The organism is Lysinibacillus sp. FSL L8-0126 (genome assembly GCF_038630385.1).
Lineage (GTDB): Bacteria > Bacillota > Bacilli > Bacillales_A > Planococcaceae > Lysinibacillus > Lysinibacillus fusiformis_D.
Map to the genome: position 1 here is coordinate 4,218,170 of NZ_CP152028.1, position 14,976 is coordinate 4,233,145.

At 36.5% G+C, this 14,976-nt stretch carries 17 protein-coding genes; 7 read left to right on the top strand and 10 right to left on the bottom strand.

Going from position 1 to position 14,976, the window contains the following annotated elements:
• Positions 1 to 28: 28 nt before the first annotated feature.
• A complete protein-coding gene (gene nagZ, locus MHI34_RS20440) occupies positions 29 to 1,714 on the bottom strand; it encodes a beta-N-acetylhexosaminidase (protein ID WP_342503888.1) in 1,686 nt (561 codons plus the stop codon).
• Between the two features lie 192 nt (positions 1,715 to 1,906).
• On the opposite strand from nagZ, the gene MHI34_RS20445 reads away from it, so the two are divergent.
• Positions 1,907 to 2,302 (top strand): glucosamine 6-phosphate synthetase, encoded by a 396-nt coding sequence (locus tag MHI34_RS20445; protein WP_101966786.1) that lies wholly within the window; start codon positions 1,907 to 1,909, stop codon positions 2,300 to 2,302.
• A gap of 255 nt (positions 2,303 to 2,557) precedes the next feature.
• On the opposite strand, the gene MHI34_RS20450 is transcribed toward MHI34_RS20445, so the two are convergent.
• The 5 genes from MHI34_RS20450 to MHI34_RS20470 all read right to left on the bottom strand — a co-directional run bounded on the left by MHI34_RS20450 (position 2,558) and on the right by MHI34_RS20470 (position 7,605).
• The gene (locus MHI34_RS20450) at positions 2,558 to 2,764 is read right to left on the bottom strand and encodes a hypothetical protein (RefSeq protein WP_089932345.1); all 207 of its coding nucleotides are present in this window, start codon (positions 2,762 to 2,764) and stop codon (positions 2,558 to 2,560) included.
• A 158-nt stretch (positions 2,765 to 2,922) separates the two neighbouring features.
• The gene (locus tag MHI34_RS20455; RefSeq protein WP_089932347.1) at positions 2,923 to 3,456 is read right to left on the bottom strand and encodes a GNAT family protein; all 534 of its coding nucleotides are present in this window, start codon (positions 3,454 to 3,456) and stop codon (positions 2,923 to 2,925) included.
• A gap of 816 nt (positions 3,457 to 4,272) precedes the next feature.
• Positions 4,273 to 5,382 carry a ThiF family adenylyltransferase gene (locus tag MHI34_RS20460; protein WP_089932348.1) on the bottom strand — a complete coding sequence of 370 codons (1,110 nt, stop codon included), beginning with the start codon at positions 5,380 to 5,382 and terminating at the stop codon, positions 4,273 to 4,275.
• Positions 5,383 to 5,396: 14 nt separating this feature from the next.
• Positions 5,397 to 6,218 (bottom strand): DUF2785 domain-containing protein, encoded by an 822-nt coding sequence (locus MHI34_RS20465; protein WP_089932349.1) that lies wholly within the window; start codon positions 6,216 to 6,218, stop codon positions 5,397 to 5,399.
• A gap of 178 nt (positions 6,219 to 6,396) precedes the next feature.
• Positions 6,397 to 7,605 (bottom strand): hypothetical protein, encoded by a 1,209-nt coding sequence (locus MHI34_RS20470; RefSeq protein ID WP_139149505.1) that lies wholly within the window; start codon positions 7,603 to 7,605, stop codon positions 6,397 to 6,399.
• 599 nt (positions 7,606 to 8,204) lie between these two features.
• On the opposite strand from MHI34_RS20470, the gene MHI34_RS20475 reads away from it, so the two are divergent.
• Entirely contained in the window at positions 8,205 to 8,492 is a 288-nt protein-coding gene (locus MHI34_RS20475; RefSeq protein ID WP_342503889.1) for a hypothetical protein, read from the top strand.
• 487 nt (positions 8,493 to 8,979) lie between these two features.
• Positions 8,980 to 10,152 carry a multidrug effflux MFS transporter gene (locus MHI34_RS20480; RefSeq protein WP_340809798.1) on the top strand — a complete coding sequence of 391 codons (1,173 nt, stop codon included), beginning with the start codon at positions 8,980 to 8,982 and terminating at the stop codon, positions 10,150 to 10,152.
• An 80-nt stretch (positions 10,153 to 10,232) separates the two neighbouring features.
• Here MHI34_RS20480 and MHI34_RS20485 read toward each other — a convergent pair whose 3' ends face one another.
• Entirely contained in the window at positions 10,233 to 10,730 is a 498-nt protein-coding gene (locus MHI34_RS20485) for a hypothetical protein (RefSeq protein WP_230593953.1), read from the bottom strand.
• Positions 10,731 to 10,825: 95 nt separating this feature from the next.
• On the opposite strand from MHI34_RS20485, the gene MHI34_RS20490 reads away from it, so the two are divergent.
• Positions 10,826 to 11,278 (top strand): NUDIX domain-containing protein, encoded by a 453-nt coding sequence (locus MHI34_RS20490; RefSeq protein ID WP_342503890.1) that lies wholly within the window; start codon positions 10,826 to 10,828, stop codon positions 11,276 to 11,278.
• Between the two features lie 28 nt (positions 11,279 to 11,306).
• Here MHI34_RS20490 and MHI34_RS20495 read toward each other — a convergent pair whose 3' ends face one another.
• Together MHI34_RS20495 and MHI34_RS20500 are read right to left on the bottom strand one after the other, a co-directional pair.
• Positions 11,307 to 11,750, bottom strand: a complete 444-nt coding sequence (locus MHI34_RS20495) for a GNAT family N-acetyltransferase (RefSeq protein ID WP_082673767.1) — start codon at positions 11,748 to 11,750, stop codon at positions 11,307 to 11,309.
• A gap of 10 nt (positions 11,751 to 11,760) precedes the next feature.
• Positions 11,761 to 12,078 (bottom strand): MazG-like family protein, encoded by a 318-nt coding sequence (locus MHI34_RS20500; RefSeq protein WP_036127510.1) that lies wholly within the window; start codon positions 12,076 to 12,078, stop codon positions 11,761 to 11,763.
• Positions 12,079 to 12,302: 224 nt separating this feature from the next.
• Between MHI34_RS20500 and MHI34_RS20505 the strand changes: the two genes are divergently transcribed.
• Complete coding sequence (locus tag MHI34_RS20505; protein WP_058844982.1) at positions 12,303 to 12,878, top strand: TIGR00730 family Rossman fold protein; 576 nt, start codon at positions 12,303 to 12,305, stop codon at positions 12,876 to 12,878.
• A gap of 453 nt (positions 12,879 to 13,331) precedes the next feature.
• Here the strand turns inward: MHI34_RS20505 and MHI34_RS20510 are convergent, their stop codons facing one another.
• Positions 13,332 to 13,529, bottom strand: coding sequence for a Fragile-X-F protein (locus MHI34_RS20510; RefSeq protein WP_036127503.1), 198 nt, complete (start codon positions 13,527 to 13,529; stop codon positions 13,332 to 13,334).
• Between the two features lie 117 nt (positions 13,530 to 13,646).
• On the opposite strand from MHI34_RS20510, the gene MHI34_RS20515 reads away from it, so the two are divergent.
• Positions 13,647 to 14,624: an arginine deiminase family protein gene (locus MHI34_RS20515; protein WP_342503891.1), complete on the top strand. Its 978-nt coding sequence runs from the start codon at positions 13,647 to 13,649 to the stop codon at positions 14,622 to 14,624.
• An 82-nt stretch (positions 14,625 to 14,706) separates the two neighbouring features.
• Positions 14,707 to 14,952 (top strand): YkuS family protein, encoded by a 246-nt coding sequence (locus tag MHI34_RS20520; RefSeq protein WP_036127519.1) that lies wholly within the window; start codon positions 14,707 to 14,709, stop codon positions 14,950 to 14,952.
• Positions 14,953 to 14,976 lie beyond the last annotated feature (24 nt).

The window sequence follows — 14,976 nt, forward strand, 5'->3', positions numbered from 1 at the left end:
ATTACTTGCTGTATGTCCCTCTCCATCTTTATTTATACATATTGAATACGTTTTCGATGTCTGTATTGAGCTTGTTGATATCAACTGCTGTCACGGGTTGATTGACAAGCTGATACTTTTGTTTTAGCTGCATGATTCGACGGACACTCTCATTAATGCGCTCCTCTGTTATGTCTCCATCATGGACGGCTGCCTTCACAGCTTTTATGGCTGATGCGACATTCGTGTACTCATGGGCAATTAATATAATATCACTGCCAGCCTTGATTGAATCTACAGCCGCTTGACCGATAGCAAAATGATTCGTGATAGCTTTCATCGTCATATCGTCTGTCATAACAACCCCATCGAAGCCTAGCTGCTCCCTTAACATACCTGTGATAATTTCCTTCGACATCGATGAAGGGTATTGTGGGTCAATCTTTGGTAATAAAATATGAGCAACCATGACCACATCGGCACCGTTATCAATGGCATCTTTAAAGGGGACAAGCTCCAGTTGCTTTAAATCGGCCAAACTTTTCGTCACCTTTGGCAATTCTAAATGGGAATCCACGGAAGTATCACCGTGCCCAGGGAAATGCTTGATTACTGGAATTACTTGCTTGGACTCTAGCCCTTTCATTGTCTGAATGCCTAATTTGCTGACAATATCGGGATGATTCGAAAACGAGCGATCTCCGATAATCGGATTATTCGGATTGCTATTGACGTCTAGTACAGGGGCAAAATCAAGGTTAAAGCCAAATGCCTTTAATTGTTCCCCTAGCAATTGACCTACTTTAAATGACAATTGGGATTGATTGATATCCCCAATGCTTTTATTTGTTGGGAAGTTTTTTAAAGGCCCTGGTAATCTAACCACCTTCCCACCTTCTTGGTCGGTTCCTATGAAAAGGGGCACCTGATTATTGGTATTGGCAGCCATTAAGTCATTCATCAATGTGACTGTTTGCTGAGGGGTTTCAAGATTATTACCATAAAGAATCAAACCACCCACTTTGTCATCTTGAATGAGGCTTGTTGTGTCCTGCTGAAGCGTCGTACCTGACACACCTGCAAACATCATTTGACCAATTTTTTCGTCCAATGTCATCTGCTTGACCGTATCAGCTGCTTGTTGCTTTAATTCAGTATAGACCGAAATATGATGAACGACAGGATTAGGATCACTGTCAGTCGGTTTTGGTAAAATCCATTTTAATTGATAGTCGGCATTCACTTGGTAGACAAGAATGATTTGATTGGCCGTTGTATCCTGATAATAACGAACCTCATCGGGTTCACCTAACTTATTTTTAATATCGGCTAAATGAATTTTCTTGATATCCTCTTTAAATGAACGAATATCAAAAGCATGTGAACCTTGAAAGCCAATCGTCACATCCTGATAAGCTTCATATCGTCCATTCACTGACTCCGTTACTTGCTGAGGCTCCCCCCATTGCTGATGAACCACTTGTTGATCCGCCTCACCTGCTGCAAACGGCACATAAGGGACTCTTCCTTCTAGTGCTAAACTGGCTATGTCCTGTAGGATGACCTCCACATTTTCTGACACCCCCTCTTGTTCAGATACTTCCTCTTGGACTGGGGATGGCTCAGAATTTCTTGTCGTTTGTGTGGCCGTCCGCATTTTTGTGCCGAGAAAAAAGAACAAACCCAGTAATATCAGCACGAGAACTAGGAGCAAACCACGTCTTCTTTTATGCATGCAAAAACCTCCTTCACCAAACAAAATGGCGACTTCGAAACAAATCTATCAACTAACGTTATCATAACTGCCACTTGAATTCAAAGCTCACGCTATGAACAGAATCACGGCCTTCTATAGAAAATATTATCGTAAGCTAGCAAAAATGCAAAAGAAGATGTTAAAATATTCACATAAAGGGGGAAGCAAAGCATGGGGAAATTAAGTAAAAGGAATATATTATGGATTGTGCCTATCGGTATTTTAGGGGTATTTTGGTACTTTTATGGCCCACAAAAGGATATTACAAACAATGAATATATTACATATGTACAAAACTATACGTATGAAAATAGTACAAAAACTTTAGAAAGTGCCTTTGCCGCTGCCTGTGAAAATCCATATTGGGTTTATTTTGAAACACAAAAGGGACAGGACGTCGTAGAGTTCAAGGGGGATTGCCCCGTTGACAATGAAATAGCCAAGGTCAATGTGCAATTTCTTGTAGACAATGCCATCACAAGTGTCCAATCTGGTGCAATGCTTATTGATAGTAAAATGCAAGAGGAAGCAGAACGCGATCAATTTTTACTGACGCTTGTTCAATAATACAATGTAGCAGGAAGGGAACGGATAAAATACGCGAATTGGTGGATAAAACGGACAGAGTAACGGATAACGTGTTAAAAGTAGCGGATATATCGAGTAACTAGAAGGATAGCTCTATGAAAGCAGTGCAATATTTTGATGCTGAAGTCTCAACTATACAACAATAAGATCTTCTATTCATCGATGCATGTTGCAATGTTTTCTCCCCTCTACAGATAAAAACCCATGCATGTACACGCATGGGTTGAGCTGCTATTAACGATTTCTTGAGGACTTTAAAATAGTCCGTTCAATCAGTCTTATTTCATTATTTAGCTTGGCAATTGCCGCTTCGATTTGTTGATAGCGCTCCATTTGGTTGACTTTCTCTGTTGATATTGAATCCTTTAAAGCGGCATGCCCTGCGTATAAGCTTGCTAGTAAATCTAGCTTTTGAAAATAAGCTGCGCTATATTGCTCCATAACACCCAGCCCCTCGTCACATACTTTTTACACGAACAAATGAATTGTTGTTCATATTAGTACTATAGCCGAAAAAAGCAGCATCGAAACTCAGCCTAAATCATTATTTATCATCCTTTTTTCACTAAATATTATTCTTTTAAAATAAAAAAGTGGCATTATTCTTCCTTTTTTAATAAAGAATAAATGAATGTATCATAGGCTTGCCCATTTTGATACATATAGTCTCTTAGGATGCCTTCTTGTTGGAACCCTAGCTTCATCAATAGTTGACTGGAAGCTTCATTTTCTAAAAAGACAACAGCTCCAATGCGATTCAGGTTCATGTCCTGAAAGCCATAGGCTATCACTTTTTGCACGGCTTCTTTTATATAACCTTGTCGCCAGTAATCGGGATGAATTTCATAGCCAATTTCTGCTCGATGATGCGCAGCCGACCATAAATGGAAGCCAATCGTACCAATGACTTCATTCGAATCTTTGCGTTCAATGCCCCAACGAATCCCTCTTTTTTGTTCAAAGTTTTTAGCAAACTGCTTAATAGCCTGTTCAGCCTGCTGTGTATCGACAAAGGGTTCCTGCCCATAATAGCGTGTTACAGCCTCATTCGAAAAGCAGCGGAAAATGGCTGGTACATCCTCTAAAGTTAGCTCTCTTAACCTAAGTCTTGCCGTTTCTAAAACTGGAAACATTCCCTTCTTGTGACGTAAAGCATAAAATTTCCGTTTAGAAACTTTACGCTTTATTTTATTCTAGGAAATTTTATGGTTGAATATTTACATCATAGGATTAATTCGATAAAATAGAGTAATTTTTATGAACAATGTAGTAGTTTAAAGCAAGGTATGAATTAATTTTCATACCTTCTTTTTATTTTTCTAGATATAATTTAGCGTTGTTATATTCTGATTGTAAGATATTTATTATATTGGAAAATTATTTGATTATATTATTTATATTGGTAAGTTTATTTATCTTTACAATAATAGCTTTAGAAACCAACCCAAAAATCAGTTTTAGCTTAAATAATTTAGCTGACAAGGAGGTATGGGGATTAAATATTTTAGGTGTAATCTTATTAATGTTGGACACTTTTTATAGAGGATAAGGAGCAATTACTAAGCCTTTCAACGAATCAAGCCCATAGAGGCTCCATGTCAAGCAACTTGTGCGCCCCTTATGCTTTAAGAGAGCCATCTAGCCACCTTAATAAAGTTGTCCAAAACTGTTGCCATTCTAATAGTTTATTTTCCGTGTGGGCATGGGGGTATTTTTGTGCGACTGTTGGAACGGTTACCGAAGAAATCATAAGAAACTATATAGCCAATCAATTCGAAGAAAAGAACGGTATCTTCAATATTCAGTGTGCTTAAGCACACGAACTTTTATAAGGGCTTCCCCCTTAAATAAAAACGACTTTAGTCGTGGACATTCATTTCAAAATCCACCTGCTTTAGCAGGTGGTCGTTTAAGGAGTTTTTTCTGTTAAATTTTAAACCAACCTTTTATTACTTAGGAAATAAATTGGTAGCCATTGATTTTTCTATTGAACAAACCTCGCATTGACTATTATTGACCCAAGGATTTTCAAATGTTGTCTCTGAAGTCAAGAAATTAACTATTACCTTTTTCCCTAACGAAATCGGTTCAGCTATTTGAAGATGTATTCGTAAGAAATCGGTTGTCATCATTGATGCTACCAAACTAATATTAGGTAGTATAGCTGCATTATAATCATTGTTGGAATTATCATAAGCGTCTAGTACTTGTCCAAACTGATCTTTAATAAAGGTATAGTAACATTCTAAGCAAGGTGATATTGTTGGCTTAACTGAGTAGAAGCTTCCACAAGTTAAACCTACTCCTCCAGAAATAAAGGGAACATTATTTTTAACGCAAAGTTCATTTACCCAAGAGTTTATCAACATTGGTGGGTTATCAGCTGCACAAAATACAAAATCTAAGTCCTTTGTAATGATATTCTCTAAATCCTCAGCTGAACTTATTCTTTTATCAATCATCTCATAATTAATGGTTGTATTAAAATCACTTAATCTTTCAAAGCCTACTTTAGTTTTTGGCTGTCCTATATATCTTTCCGAATATAGGACTTGACGGTTCAAATTTTTTAATTCTACCTCATCGCAATCGAGAAACTTAATATGTCCAATCCCTAACCCGGATAATTGCATTAAAAGATTGCTACCTAATCCACCCATTCCCAGAACCAAAACCTTTGTCTCTAAAAGCTTTTTTTGATAAGATGATTTAGTTTTATTTGTATTGCTAAATACATTGAAATAATTAAGGTTATTATTGTATCTTACACGTTGCCAGTCATTTAAATCTTTAAGATTATCAATAGAACTGTCTTCGATTAGACCAATTTCATCTAGTGTTTTAATAATATTTTCTAGCTCCAAAAAACTAAAAGTTCGTTCTTCAATTAAGTTGAAAATTTGTTTTGTATCCAACTTACCATTCAATAAAGGTATGATTTTGATTAATATTCCATCTGGGTCAGTAATTTCATAGGCATTATTCGGTTCATCTCCGATTTGAATAGTTTGTGAATCAATTGAAATAACTGGATAAAAATCTTTGAATTTCGGTTTCAAATTAGTTCACTCCTTTATGTATAGGCTTTCATCATTTTAATTAATTTATCTTTCACAATTTCAGCCACATATTTTTGATTAGCTTCTTGCTCTAAACGAAAGTAAAGACTTCCTAAAAAATTTTTAACATTAGATATAATTTTGTACTCCTCATGCCAAATTTCAGTTTTTTCCCAATCCGTAAAACTATTAACCCAACTCTCAAGCAACTCTATATTAAAAGTATTTTTTTTCAAAATTGTAATCACAGCTGTTATCAGTCTTTCATCTTCTAAATTAGTGTAATTTATTGTTTTTGTACTTATCACACTTTTAATGACATCCAAAATCTGTTGTTTTTCAGCAATTGGTAAATCATATTTAGCTAACTCATTTAATGCATCAGCAGCATGTGCTAATGCATGTGCCCAACCTTTCTCGGGAACATAGCCTCTTAAATCTTTTTCACATTGAAGGTAACGTATAATTTTTTCCTTAATTTCTAAAATATCCTTGTCATGTAGAAAATTTTTTTTTTGATCCGCCATAAGAATAAGCGGTATAAGTAGCATTGAAAATGATCGTGTAAAAACTGAATCTGAATTTGATTGCCCTATACCATAAAAAAGATGCTGCTCATCCAATATGGTATCTAATAATCTTTGAAGAACGTTTACTGATAAGTAATCATTTAGTATCCAGTTTGAAAATGTCGTATAAATAAGATCGTCTCTTAATTCGCCATCAACAGACCCAATCTTATCTAACATCTGTTCGATAAGATTTTCAACATTAGAACTCTTGGGTATGCTATATTCATTGTTTTTTAAAAAAATAAGCTCTTTTTTCAATTTCATGTTATTCACTTCCTATTATTGATTAAGGATGGTTCTAAGAGAGACACTGGCTGCTACTAATACGAAAGAAATTAAAAGTAAAGTAGAAAACACAAAAATAAATCCTTTTTTCAACTCCATGATAATACCTCCAATTGTTGCATCAATACAAATTCTATCAATTTAACTGAAAATTTTATTAGATACTGTTTCTCAAAATAGGACCTAATTCTTTTCTTTTCTTTTCTTTTATTTTTTTTCTTAAATCTAATGCTAAATATATTGTTAAGATAACTAATGGACAAAGTGTAAAAGTTCCCATTGCAATTCCATCCCAATAAGACATAGAGAACAAAGGATCTTTTAAAGTTTTTTCAAGAGTTTGTTTGACAGTATAATAAGCAATAGGTAGATCAATTACCAAAAATAAATAGAGAGCAACAAAAATCCCAATAAAACTTAAAGAGCTGTAAATTTTAGTTATTTTCCTCTCTTTATTTGACATGCTGTTTAATATACTACTTATTTTATTGAATTTTAGGGTGAATATATTTTTAAAAATAAGCTTCATTGATTCATTAAGATCATCTATTTCTAAGAAATTAGTAAGTACATAGTATAAATCTGTACGTAAAAATAGTAATGTTTGAAATACAGTAGTTTGTAGTTGCATCAAAACCGTAAATTTAAGTATCTTAAGTATTATTTCATTCGAAAAATAAAATTGCATTACTAAACATAATAATATCAACATACTTGTCCAAGCTAATCCTGCTAAATAAACACCATATCTTTTCTTTCTGGATACGGACCAGATATCAGTTACTTCCGTTTCAAGTACAAGGAAAACTAGTCTATATCCCCATTTAACTTTAGCTCCAATTCCTACGCTTTTAGCAGCACATATATGTCCGTATTCATGAAAAAAGATAACTATCCATGTACCTAAAATTATTATACATATAGATGCAATTCCGGAGGTACTAACAAAAAGATCCGAACCCTTAGGGCGTAAGTTATCGGAAAAATAAAATAAAAATATATTAGCGAACACGGAAAATAGATAAAATGCCCAGGCAGTCTTACTAAATAATATCTTCAAGATTTTACTAGGCTCAGCATTTAAAGGGTGGTTATCTATTAAACTTTCCGATATAAGAACTCCATCAATACTTTTTACATATCCCGCATTTAATAACACCTCAACAAATTCTATAATGTCATTTATCTCGTAATCATTTGCACTATGCATCAATGCGACTTCATCTATTGACTTGTCTGAGGAAAAGCTTCGATAAATATTAAGAGCGATTTCATCTAATAACAAGTAGTCTGAAGTGCCAATACGTCGAATAGTAATGGAATCATTTTCACGCTGATATGTTTCAATGGTATGTACTTCAACCATAGTATCCTTACTAATCTCCTTTTGGTACATTACATTATTTCACCCTTTCTATTTTTCATAAATCCTCTTCTTTTAAAGAAAAAACCCACCCTTAGGAGTGGATCTTTTCTTTAAAAAATCATGTGTTAGCACGGTTAGCAGGAAGACCTACTTTTGGTAATACTTTAACTTTAATTTTTTTCATCTTTTTCACCTCCAATATGTAATATCCATCTTCAAATCATGTATTTGCACGGTTAGCAGGAAGACCTACTTTTGGTAATACTTTAACTTTAATTTTTTTCATCTTTTTCACCTCCAATATGTAATATCCATCTTCAAATCATGTATTTGCACGGTTAGCAGGAAGGCCTACTTTTGGTAATACTTTAACTTTAATTTTTTTCATCTTTTTCACCTCCAATATATAATGTCAACCCATAAATCATGTAGTAGTGTAACTAGATTGAGAATTAAATAGGAAATAATGTTCATATGTTCCTAACCAACCAATCAACTACTTGTTTTCCATAATAATACACATATCGGAGATTGTAAATGATTTAATTGAATTTTTTAAATAATATAAATACCAAATTAGTCATAGTGGCCTAACCCAGTTGGCAAAAGAAAAGCAATTAACATTAAGAACGGTAAGAAAATGGGCACCAGAATTATGTAAAAAGGTTAGTAGGAGATATAAAGAGTACTTAACAAAATTAAAAAAGGAAAGAATCAAAAGTATTTTGAGTGATGTTCAAAATGCTGCAATAGCATTACATAATAATGGGGTTTTTCCGAGTAAAGGGAGAATATATAAGAAATTAGGGAGTAGCGTTTTTTTAGAAGATGAGATTAGGGACCAGTGGGAAGATATAATAATAAACTTAGGTTATAAGCTTGATTAAAAATCTTGTTTATTATAAATAATAAAATTGATATATCGTTTAATATCTATGATAGTATACTAAATTAAATTGACTTAACCCTTGTGGGTGTAAGGTTGGAAAGATTATGCTTTATTATGAAGAAAATATATGGTTTATGTCACACTTCTCCTCCTCTACTACCCATTACCATTTCTCTAATCCACCTTCAAAATCCTTTTTGACACTAGCTCTATCTCTTAAAAATTGATAAGATTAGCAATTATTACTATAAAGGTATTATAAAATAGCTTATAATAGTAATCAGACTATGCACTCCTACTACATGCATATCCATTACAGCTCAGCTTCCGTATTTTTCGGTATACCATTTTTGCTGAGTATAGATAAAGGTGATTTTCAACATGACATCCTATGAACGTATACTTATAATGGTCCCGCCGTTTCCCTAGCTACGCTATCTACTTGTAACGAACAAAGTAGATTTTGCTTGTAGGAGGGCAATATGTTGAAAAAACAGGCAGTACCATCTTTATTATTAATGATTGTTCTTGTGGCATTTCCACAAATTAGTGAAACGATATACACACCATCTCTACCGGATATTGCCGCTGCACTTGGTGTATCCAATAGCGCTGTCCAATTAACTTTAAGCATCTATTTTATTGGCTTTGCATTAGGTGTTTTTTGCTGGGGATGGATTTCTGATTTCATTGGCCGTCGACCTGCCATGTTAGCCGGTCTCCTTTTTTACGGTATAGGGAGCTTGCTCTGTGTTTACGCAGAGACGATTCCTTTTCTAATTGCAAGTCGATTTATTCAAGCGTTTGGGGCTGCCACTGGCTCCATTATTACACAGACCATTTTGCGTGAAAGCGTAGCAGGTAGCCAGCGACATGCTATGTTCGCACAAATTTCAGCTGTCATTGCCTTTACCCCTGCGGTAGGGCCGTTGATTGGTGGCTGGGTCGATCAAGCACTTGGCTTTCGAGCCGTGTTTTTTGTCCTTGTGGTGATGAGTATCTTGTTGTTCATGTATGCTTATTACAGACTTCCTGAAACAACAGATCCAGCCGCAAGACAACGAATAGCGATTTGGCCTGTCGTCAAACGCATTGTTGCTTCGCCAACCGTTCTTGTCTATGGACTACTGATTGGGGGCATCAATGGTGTACTATTTAGCTACTATGCCGAAGCACCCTTTATCTTCATTGGTCATTTTCAAATGTCACCAGGCCTATACGGTTTTCTTGGCATCATCGTGGCATTGGCTTCTATCATAGGGGCCATGATTTCAAAACGACTGGTCATCAACCATCCACCGCAAAAAATCATTCACCTCGGCTGTCTGGTGATGCTTTTGGGTGCTGTGCTGTTGACTATCGTTTGTTTGATGCCACTGCATGCAATACTCGTAGAAATCGGCATCTTGCTGACCGTTTTCGTCCTACTGCTCGGCTCTGGCATGGCACTTCCTAATTGCCTAAGTCTTGCACTAGTAGACTTTCAGGATGTTATTGGGACAGCAGGCGCGATTTTTAGTCTCGGCTATTACCTATTAGTCAGTGCCATCACAACGGGTATGAGTTTGCTACACAACGGTTCTTTATTAACAATGCCACTCTATTTCTTAGGTCTATCCCTGACGATGTGGCTTTGTGGGAGAAAATTTATACGATAATCGATGAAAGCGGGCATCTTATCGTCAGCATAAAAATGAGCCACCTTAAATAATTAAGGTGGCTTCTCCTATTGACGACATTATTGAAAATAATAATCCAATACTTCCTGTGCCGAATGAAAAACCTTATTGCTTTGCGTTTTATAAAGAAATGTTGGATTCGTACAGGCTTTTTCTAGACTTTTGGCTTGCTTTAGCTTATCGGTCATTTGCTCGATAATATCCGTGTAGCCATCGAGTTGATTAGATATTTTCGGTAGCATCGTGGGTGAGATGTTCAAAACAATGGATACTTGATCCTCAGCATAGCTATTTAAATTGATAAAAAAGCATTCTTCCAAATGCTTGGAATGTTTATCTACATTAATGACGGCTTCTTGATAATTGGCAATTACACCTGTGGATGTATTCGTAACCTTAAAGCCCTGCTTTGTTAAATGTTGTTCGACCATCTTTAAAAACTGCTCTACCTTTTCATCTAATTGCGGTGTAACAGTCTTCTCAATTAAATCATCACAACGCTGATAAATCGTATCGATTTCAGCCTGTTTTTCGACAAGTAGTTTAAAATTGGACATTGAATACACGCTTGATCTCCCCTTTTTACTAAGGTAGACATTCATGAAGCATTTTAGTCATGACCACGAAAAATAACTATCCAAAGGAGATACCTATGATTAGAAATTCTGTAAAAGCCATCATTATCGTTGATGGCAATATATTGCTAATAAAAAATCAAGATGACGAGGGCTATTTTTATCTTTGCCCAGGTGGTGGACAAGAGCATGGTGAGACATTCCCTAAAACACTGCAAAGAGAATGCCTCGAAGAAATCGGCTCCTCTGTTCAGATTGGAGAGCTTCTTTTTATCCGAGAATATATTGGAAAAAATCATGAGCATGCCGCCTTTGACGCAAATGTCCACCAGGTAGAATATTATTTTCAATGTCAATTCAATGGGCAAGTTTGTCAGCCAACCAATCCAGATCAACATCAAATCGACACACAGTGGATACCTATAGAAGAGCTACACACTTATAGATTTTATCCTAAAGCATTCATCCGCCCTCTACAGCACTTTATCCAAGGACAACAAACAGCGATTTATTTAGGAGATGTCAATTAAAGCCGGCTTCTATCCTCATTGACCGCTCTTACACTAGATTTTTCACCATCGTATAATAACTACTACCTGGTGGATAATCTTTAATTTCTCCTACCACTTGATAGCCTTGTGCCTCATAAAATGTGCGAGCTTGAAACTCGTAGGTTGTCAGCAGAGCTTTTGTAGCACCCATTTCCTTTGCTACTAACTCTGCCTTGGCTAGGAGCTTTGTGCCAATTCCTTTTCCACGATACTCTTCACTAAACCAAAACTTATGTATTTCCACCCATCCCCAGTAGACTTCAGCCGTTATACCACCTACCCATTGCTGCTGTAAATCTGTGACTATCAATTGCAATGGTTGGATTGCCCCCTGCTGTCTACTTGCACGATGATAAGAGGAATGTTCATTATTATAGGCGCGAATTTTTTCACTTAAAAAATTCGTAAACGCTTCATGCTGTTTATGTAAAACCTCAACTTGATATTCCATCGAGTTCCTCCTAGTCCTGATAGCGTTTTACTAGCTTGTCTTGATGAGCCGCAAATATTTCTTCTAATGGAATATCATATTGATTGGCAATGACAATAAGATTGCCTAGTACATCCCCTAGCTCTTCAATAAGCTCTTGTTTATGTTCCTCATAGGATTGTGTTTTTTCATCTGGTCGATCTCTACCAATCTCGATCGCTCGAATGGCTCTCGCTACCTCACCAGTTTCTTCTGCCAAGAAGCCAATACGTGTAAAAATATTGAGCTCTGACCAGCCTCGTGCTTCATAATAATCCTTTACCCAACGTTGAAATTCATTTAGTTCCAATTCCTTTTCCTCCATTTCCTTCCTCTTCAAAATAAATTATACTATTATTTGTGCCTTAGCCAAAGCCCTTGTTAAAATCTATGCTACCCATGGAAGGCTTTGGGAACAGCATGAGACTGTCATTACTAAAGGCGTGGCGTTTTTACGCTATTCCCTAAGTTCAACGGGCGTTTACACTGCTTTCGGTACAAGAAGAATTTAATCAGTTATGGAGGAAATCTACTATGAACAGTGTTGCTGTATTTTGCGGATCAAGTCTTGGCGCTTCTGATGCTTATCGTGAAGGTGCGATTCTACTAGGAAAAGAATTAGCTAAAAGACAAATTACCCTTATTTATGGTGGTGCTTCAGTTGGCATCATGGCTACAGTAGCGAATACCGTGCTACAAGAAGGTGGCAAGGTTATAGGGGTCATTCCTACATTATTAGAAGAACGTGAAATTGCTCATCAGCACTTAACCGAGCTGATTGTTGTGAACACGATGCATGAACGGAAAAGCAAAATGATGGAGCTAGCTGATGGCTTTATTGCCCTTCCTGGTGGTCCTGGTACTTTAGAGGAATTTTTCGAAGTGTTTACTTGGAATCAAATAGGGCTGCTTCAAAAGCCTTGTGCGATTTTCAATATGGAAGGCTATTTTGATTTATTAATCTCATTTTTTGACCATATGCAAAATGAACAATTTTTAAAAGCTCAAAATCGTGAAGCATTAATTGTCGCTGAAGACGCTGCAACGCTTTTAGATAAATGTGAAAGTTTTGTTGCTCCGGCTGTGAAAACCTATGAATTAAGCAAATAGTGAAGTGGTAAGGTTGGCCCTAGGCGGGCTGATCTTACCACTTTGAAGTTTTTGACAACATCATTCCCCCACTTCCAAAATTAATTTATATTGGCGCAAGAACTGGGAGGCGACCGCGATTCTTAAAAGAAGATGGACTTGGTTATTTTCCGATTACTATTTACTATCATTTTATCGTAGACCACTAGTATGATGCTATATCTGAAGTCAATACTGTATTAATTTCAGATACGAGGGAAAAATCGTATTATACTGATCCAGCGGAAACAGCGCAACTGATCTCGATATTAGATAACCTCGTGATGAAAAAGAAGTTCATTCCCTCATACAGATGCTTCTATCATTTTTTCTTTAGCGAATCCAGAGGAACGCTGTACAATAATTTTTGACTATGAAATCAAGCTACTTCAACGAATAAGGTGATCTTCGAATTTGTTCGATTTTCTCCTTGTTTTATTGATCCACTCTTTTTTCCCGCCTTTTAACAGCGATTACCGCAATAAGGACCGTCATAAGCTTTATTACTACCACAATGACATACAAACTGAATGAGAGTATGGCTGGTAATAAAACGACCCACCACGACCAAGCAATCACATCTGTTAGCTTTAAAACGACAAAGACAATGGTCAACACTTCTGCAATGCCCATCTTTTCACCACCCTACAACCTTTCTTGACTATGTAGTAACTATATCCCTTACGATATGGAACAACGCAGGAAAAAATTTCACTATTTTCTCTAAATGATATAACAGGAGGTCGTACTATGACGAATATTTTTGTAAAAAGTGAGTTTGCTCCGTTAAAAAGAGTTGTTATGGCTCAATCAGAGTTTGCTTTTCCCGCTACAGGCAATCCAACAGATGACGAATTTTTAACAGAAGAAACGCTAGCCATTTATGCAGGCGTTGATACGCTCGGTAAAAACTTCAAAGAGGTCTTTCCGGAAAGACAGCAGCAATGGGAATTAGAACGAGCAAATTTTAAAAAGGTACTTGAAAAATATGGTGTGGAAGTACAGGTGCCACGACTTTTAACAGATTATGAAAAAGAGCTAGGACAAGAGGATGGCTATAGCAATTTCTTTGTTCGTGATCCCTTTTTCACTATCGGTCATTTTTTAATTGAAGGCTCCCTTCGATTTCCTCATAGACGGAACGAAATCTTGCCAGTGCGTAATCTTTTAGCTCAGGAAGCAAACGATAACCAATGTTTCTATGTGTCCATTCCAAAGCCTGATATCGCAGACGGGCTGGATTCTGAGGCTGGCCCATTTTTAGAGGGTGGCGATGTGTTAGTGCTAGATAAAACGATTTTCGTAGGAAATTCAGGGCTAGCCTCCAATAAAAATGGCGTGCAGTGGCTGCGTAATTTAGCCAGTCATTTTGATTTTACAGTGGTCGAGGTTCCACTTCATCCAACGATTCTCCATCTAGACTGTGCACTTAGTTTGGTAAGGGATGGTCTGATGATTGTCTGCGAGGATGCTTTCTTAGAGGGAATCCCCGAACAGCTAAAGGATTGGGATAAAATTCATGTTTCCCTAGAAGATGCCTCACGACTTGCAACAAACGGTCTCCCTATCAATGAAGAGGTTTACATTACAGATAAAGAATTTACATGGATTGGCGAGCAATTAGTACAAAGAGGTGTCACAGTAGAATACATTGATTTTAACATCTCCCGAAGCTTTGGTGGTTCGTTTAGATGTAGCACACAACCACTATTACGGACAAATGCATAGACATCATCCATCTTCTCTAAAAAATAATATGAATAATGAACAAGCTGAAATGGCACATTATTTATAGGAGGTGGACAAAAAAATGTCTAGAATTATTGGTGTGGAACAATCATTATCTAATATCGAGGATGCTTTAAAAGCAAAAGGCTATGAGGTCATCCAGCTTCGCAATGAAGAGGATGCTAAAAAATGTGATGCTTGTATCATTACAGGTCAGGACAGAGACGTGATGGGCATTAGTGATCCTGTCATGGCAGGCCCTGTCATTGATGCGGATGGCCTATCAGCAAATGACGTCATTCAACGTGTCGAAAAATATTTCCACTAAAACAACAAGTGCTGTCACCATGTC

Coding starts and splice junctions, on each gene's coding strand:
- nagZ (WP_342503888.1), bottom strand. CDS start 1,714: ATGCATAAAAGAAGACGTGGTTTGCTCCTAGTTCTCGTGCTGATATTA.
- MHI34_RS20515 (WP_342503891.1), top strand. CDS start 13,647: ATGACGAATATTTTTGTAAAAAGTGAGTTTGCTCCGTTAAAAAGAGTT.
- MHI34_RS20505 (WP_058844982.1), top strand. CDS start 12,303: ATGAACAGTGTTGCTGTATTTTGCGGATCAAGTCTTGGCGCTTCTGAT.
- MHI34_RS20455 (WP_089932347.1), bottom strand. CDS start 3,456: ATGTTTCCAGTTTTAGAAACGGCAAGACTTAGGTTAAGAGAGCTAACT.
- MHI34_RS20485 (WP_230593953.1), bottom strand. CDS start 10,730: ATGTCCAATTTTAAACTACTTGTCGAAAAACAGGCTGAAATCGATACG.
- MHI34_RS20490 (WP_342503890.1), top strand. CDS start 10,826: ATGATTAGAAATTCTGTAAAAGCCATCATTATCGTTGATGGCAATATA.
- MHI34_RS20520 (WP_036127519.1), top strand. CDS start 14,707: ATGTCTAGAATTATTGGTGTGGAACAATCATTATCTAATATCGAGGAT.
- MHI34_RS20510 (WP_036127503.1), bottom strand. CDS start 13,529: ATGGGCATTGCAGAAGTGTTGACCATTGTCTTTGTCGTTTTAAAGCTA.
- MHI34_RS20445 (WP_101966786.1), top strand. CDS start 1,907: ATGGGGAAATTAAGTAAAAGGAATATATTATGGATTGTGCCTATCGGT.
- MHI34_RS20495 (WP_082673767.1), bottom strand. CDS start 11,750: ATGGAATATCAAGTTGAGGTTTTACATAAACAGCATGAAGCGTTTACG.
- MHI34_RS20465 (WP_089932349.1), bottom strand. CDS start 6,218: ATGAAATTGAAAAAAGAGCTTATTTTTTTAAAAAACAATGAATATAGC.
- MHI34_RS20470 (WP_139149505.1), bottom strand. CDS start 7,605: ATGGTTGAAGTACATACCATTGAAACATATCAGCGTGAAAATGATTCC.
- MHI34_RS20450 (WP_089932345.1), bottom strand. CDS start 2,764: ATGGAGCAATATAGCGCAGCTTATTTTCAAAAGCTAGATTTACTAGCA.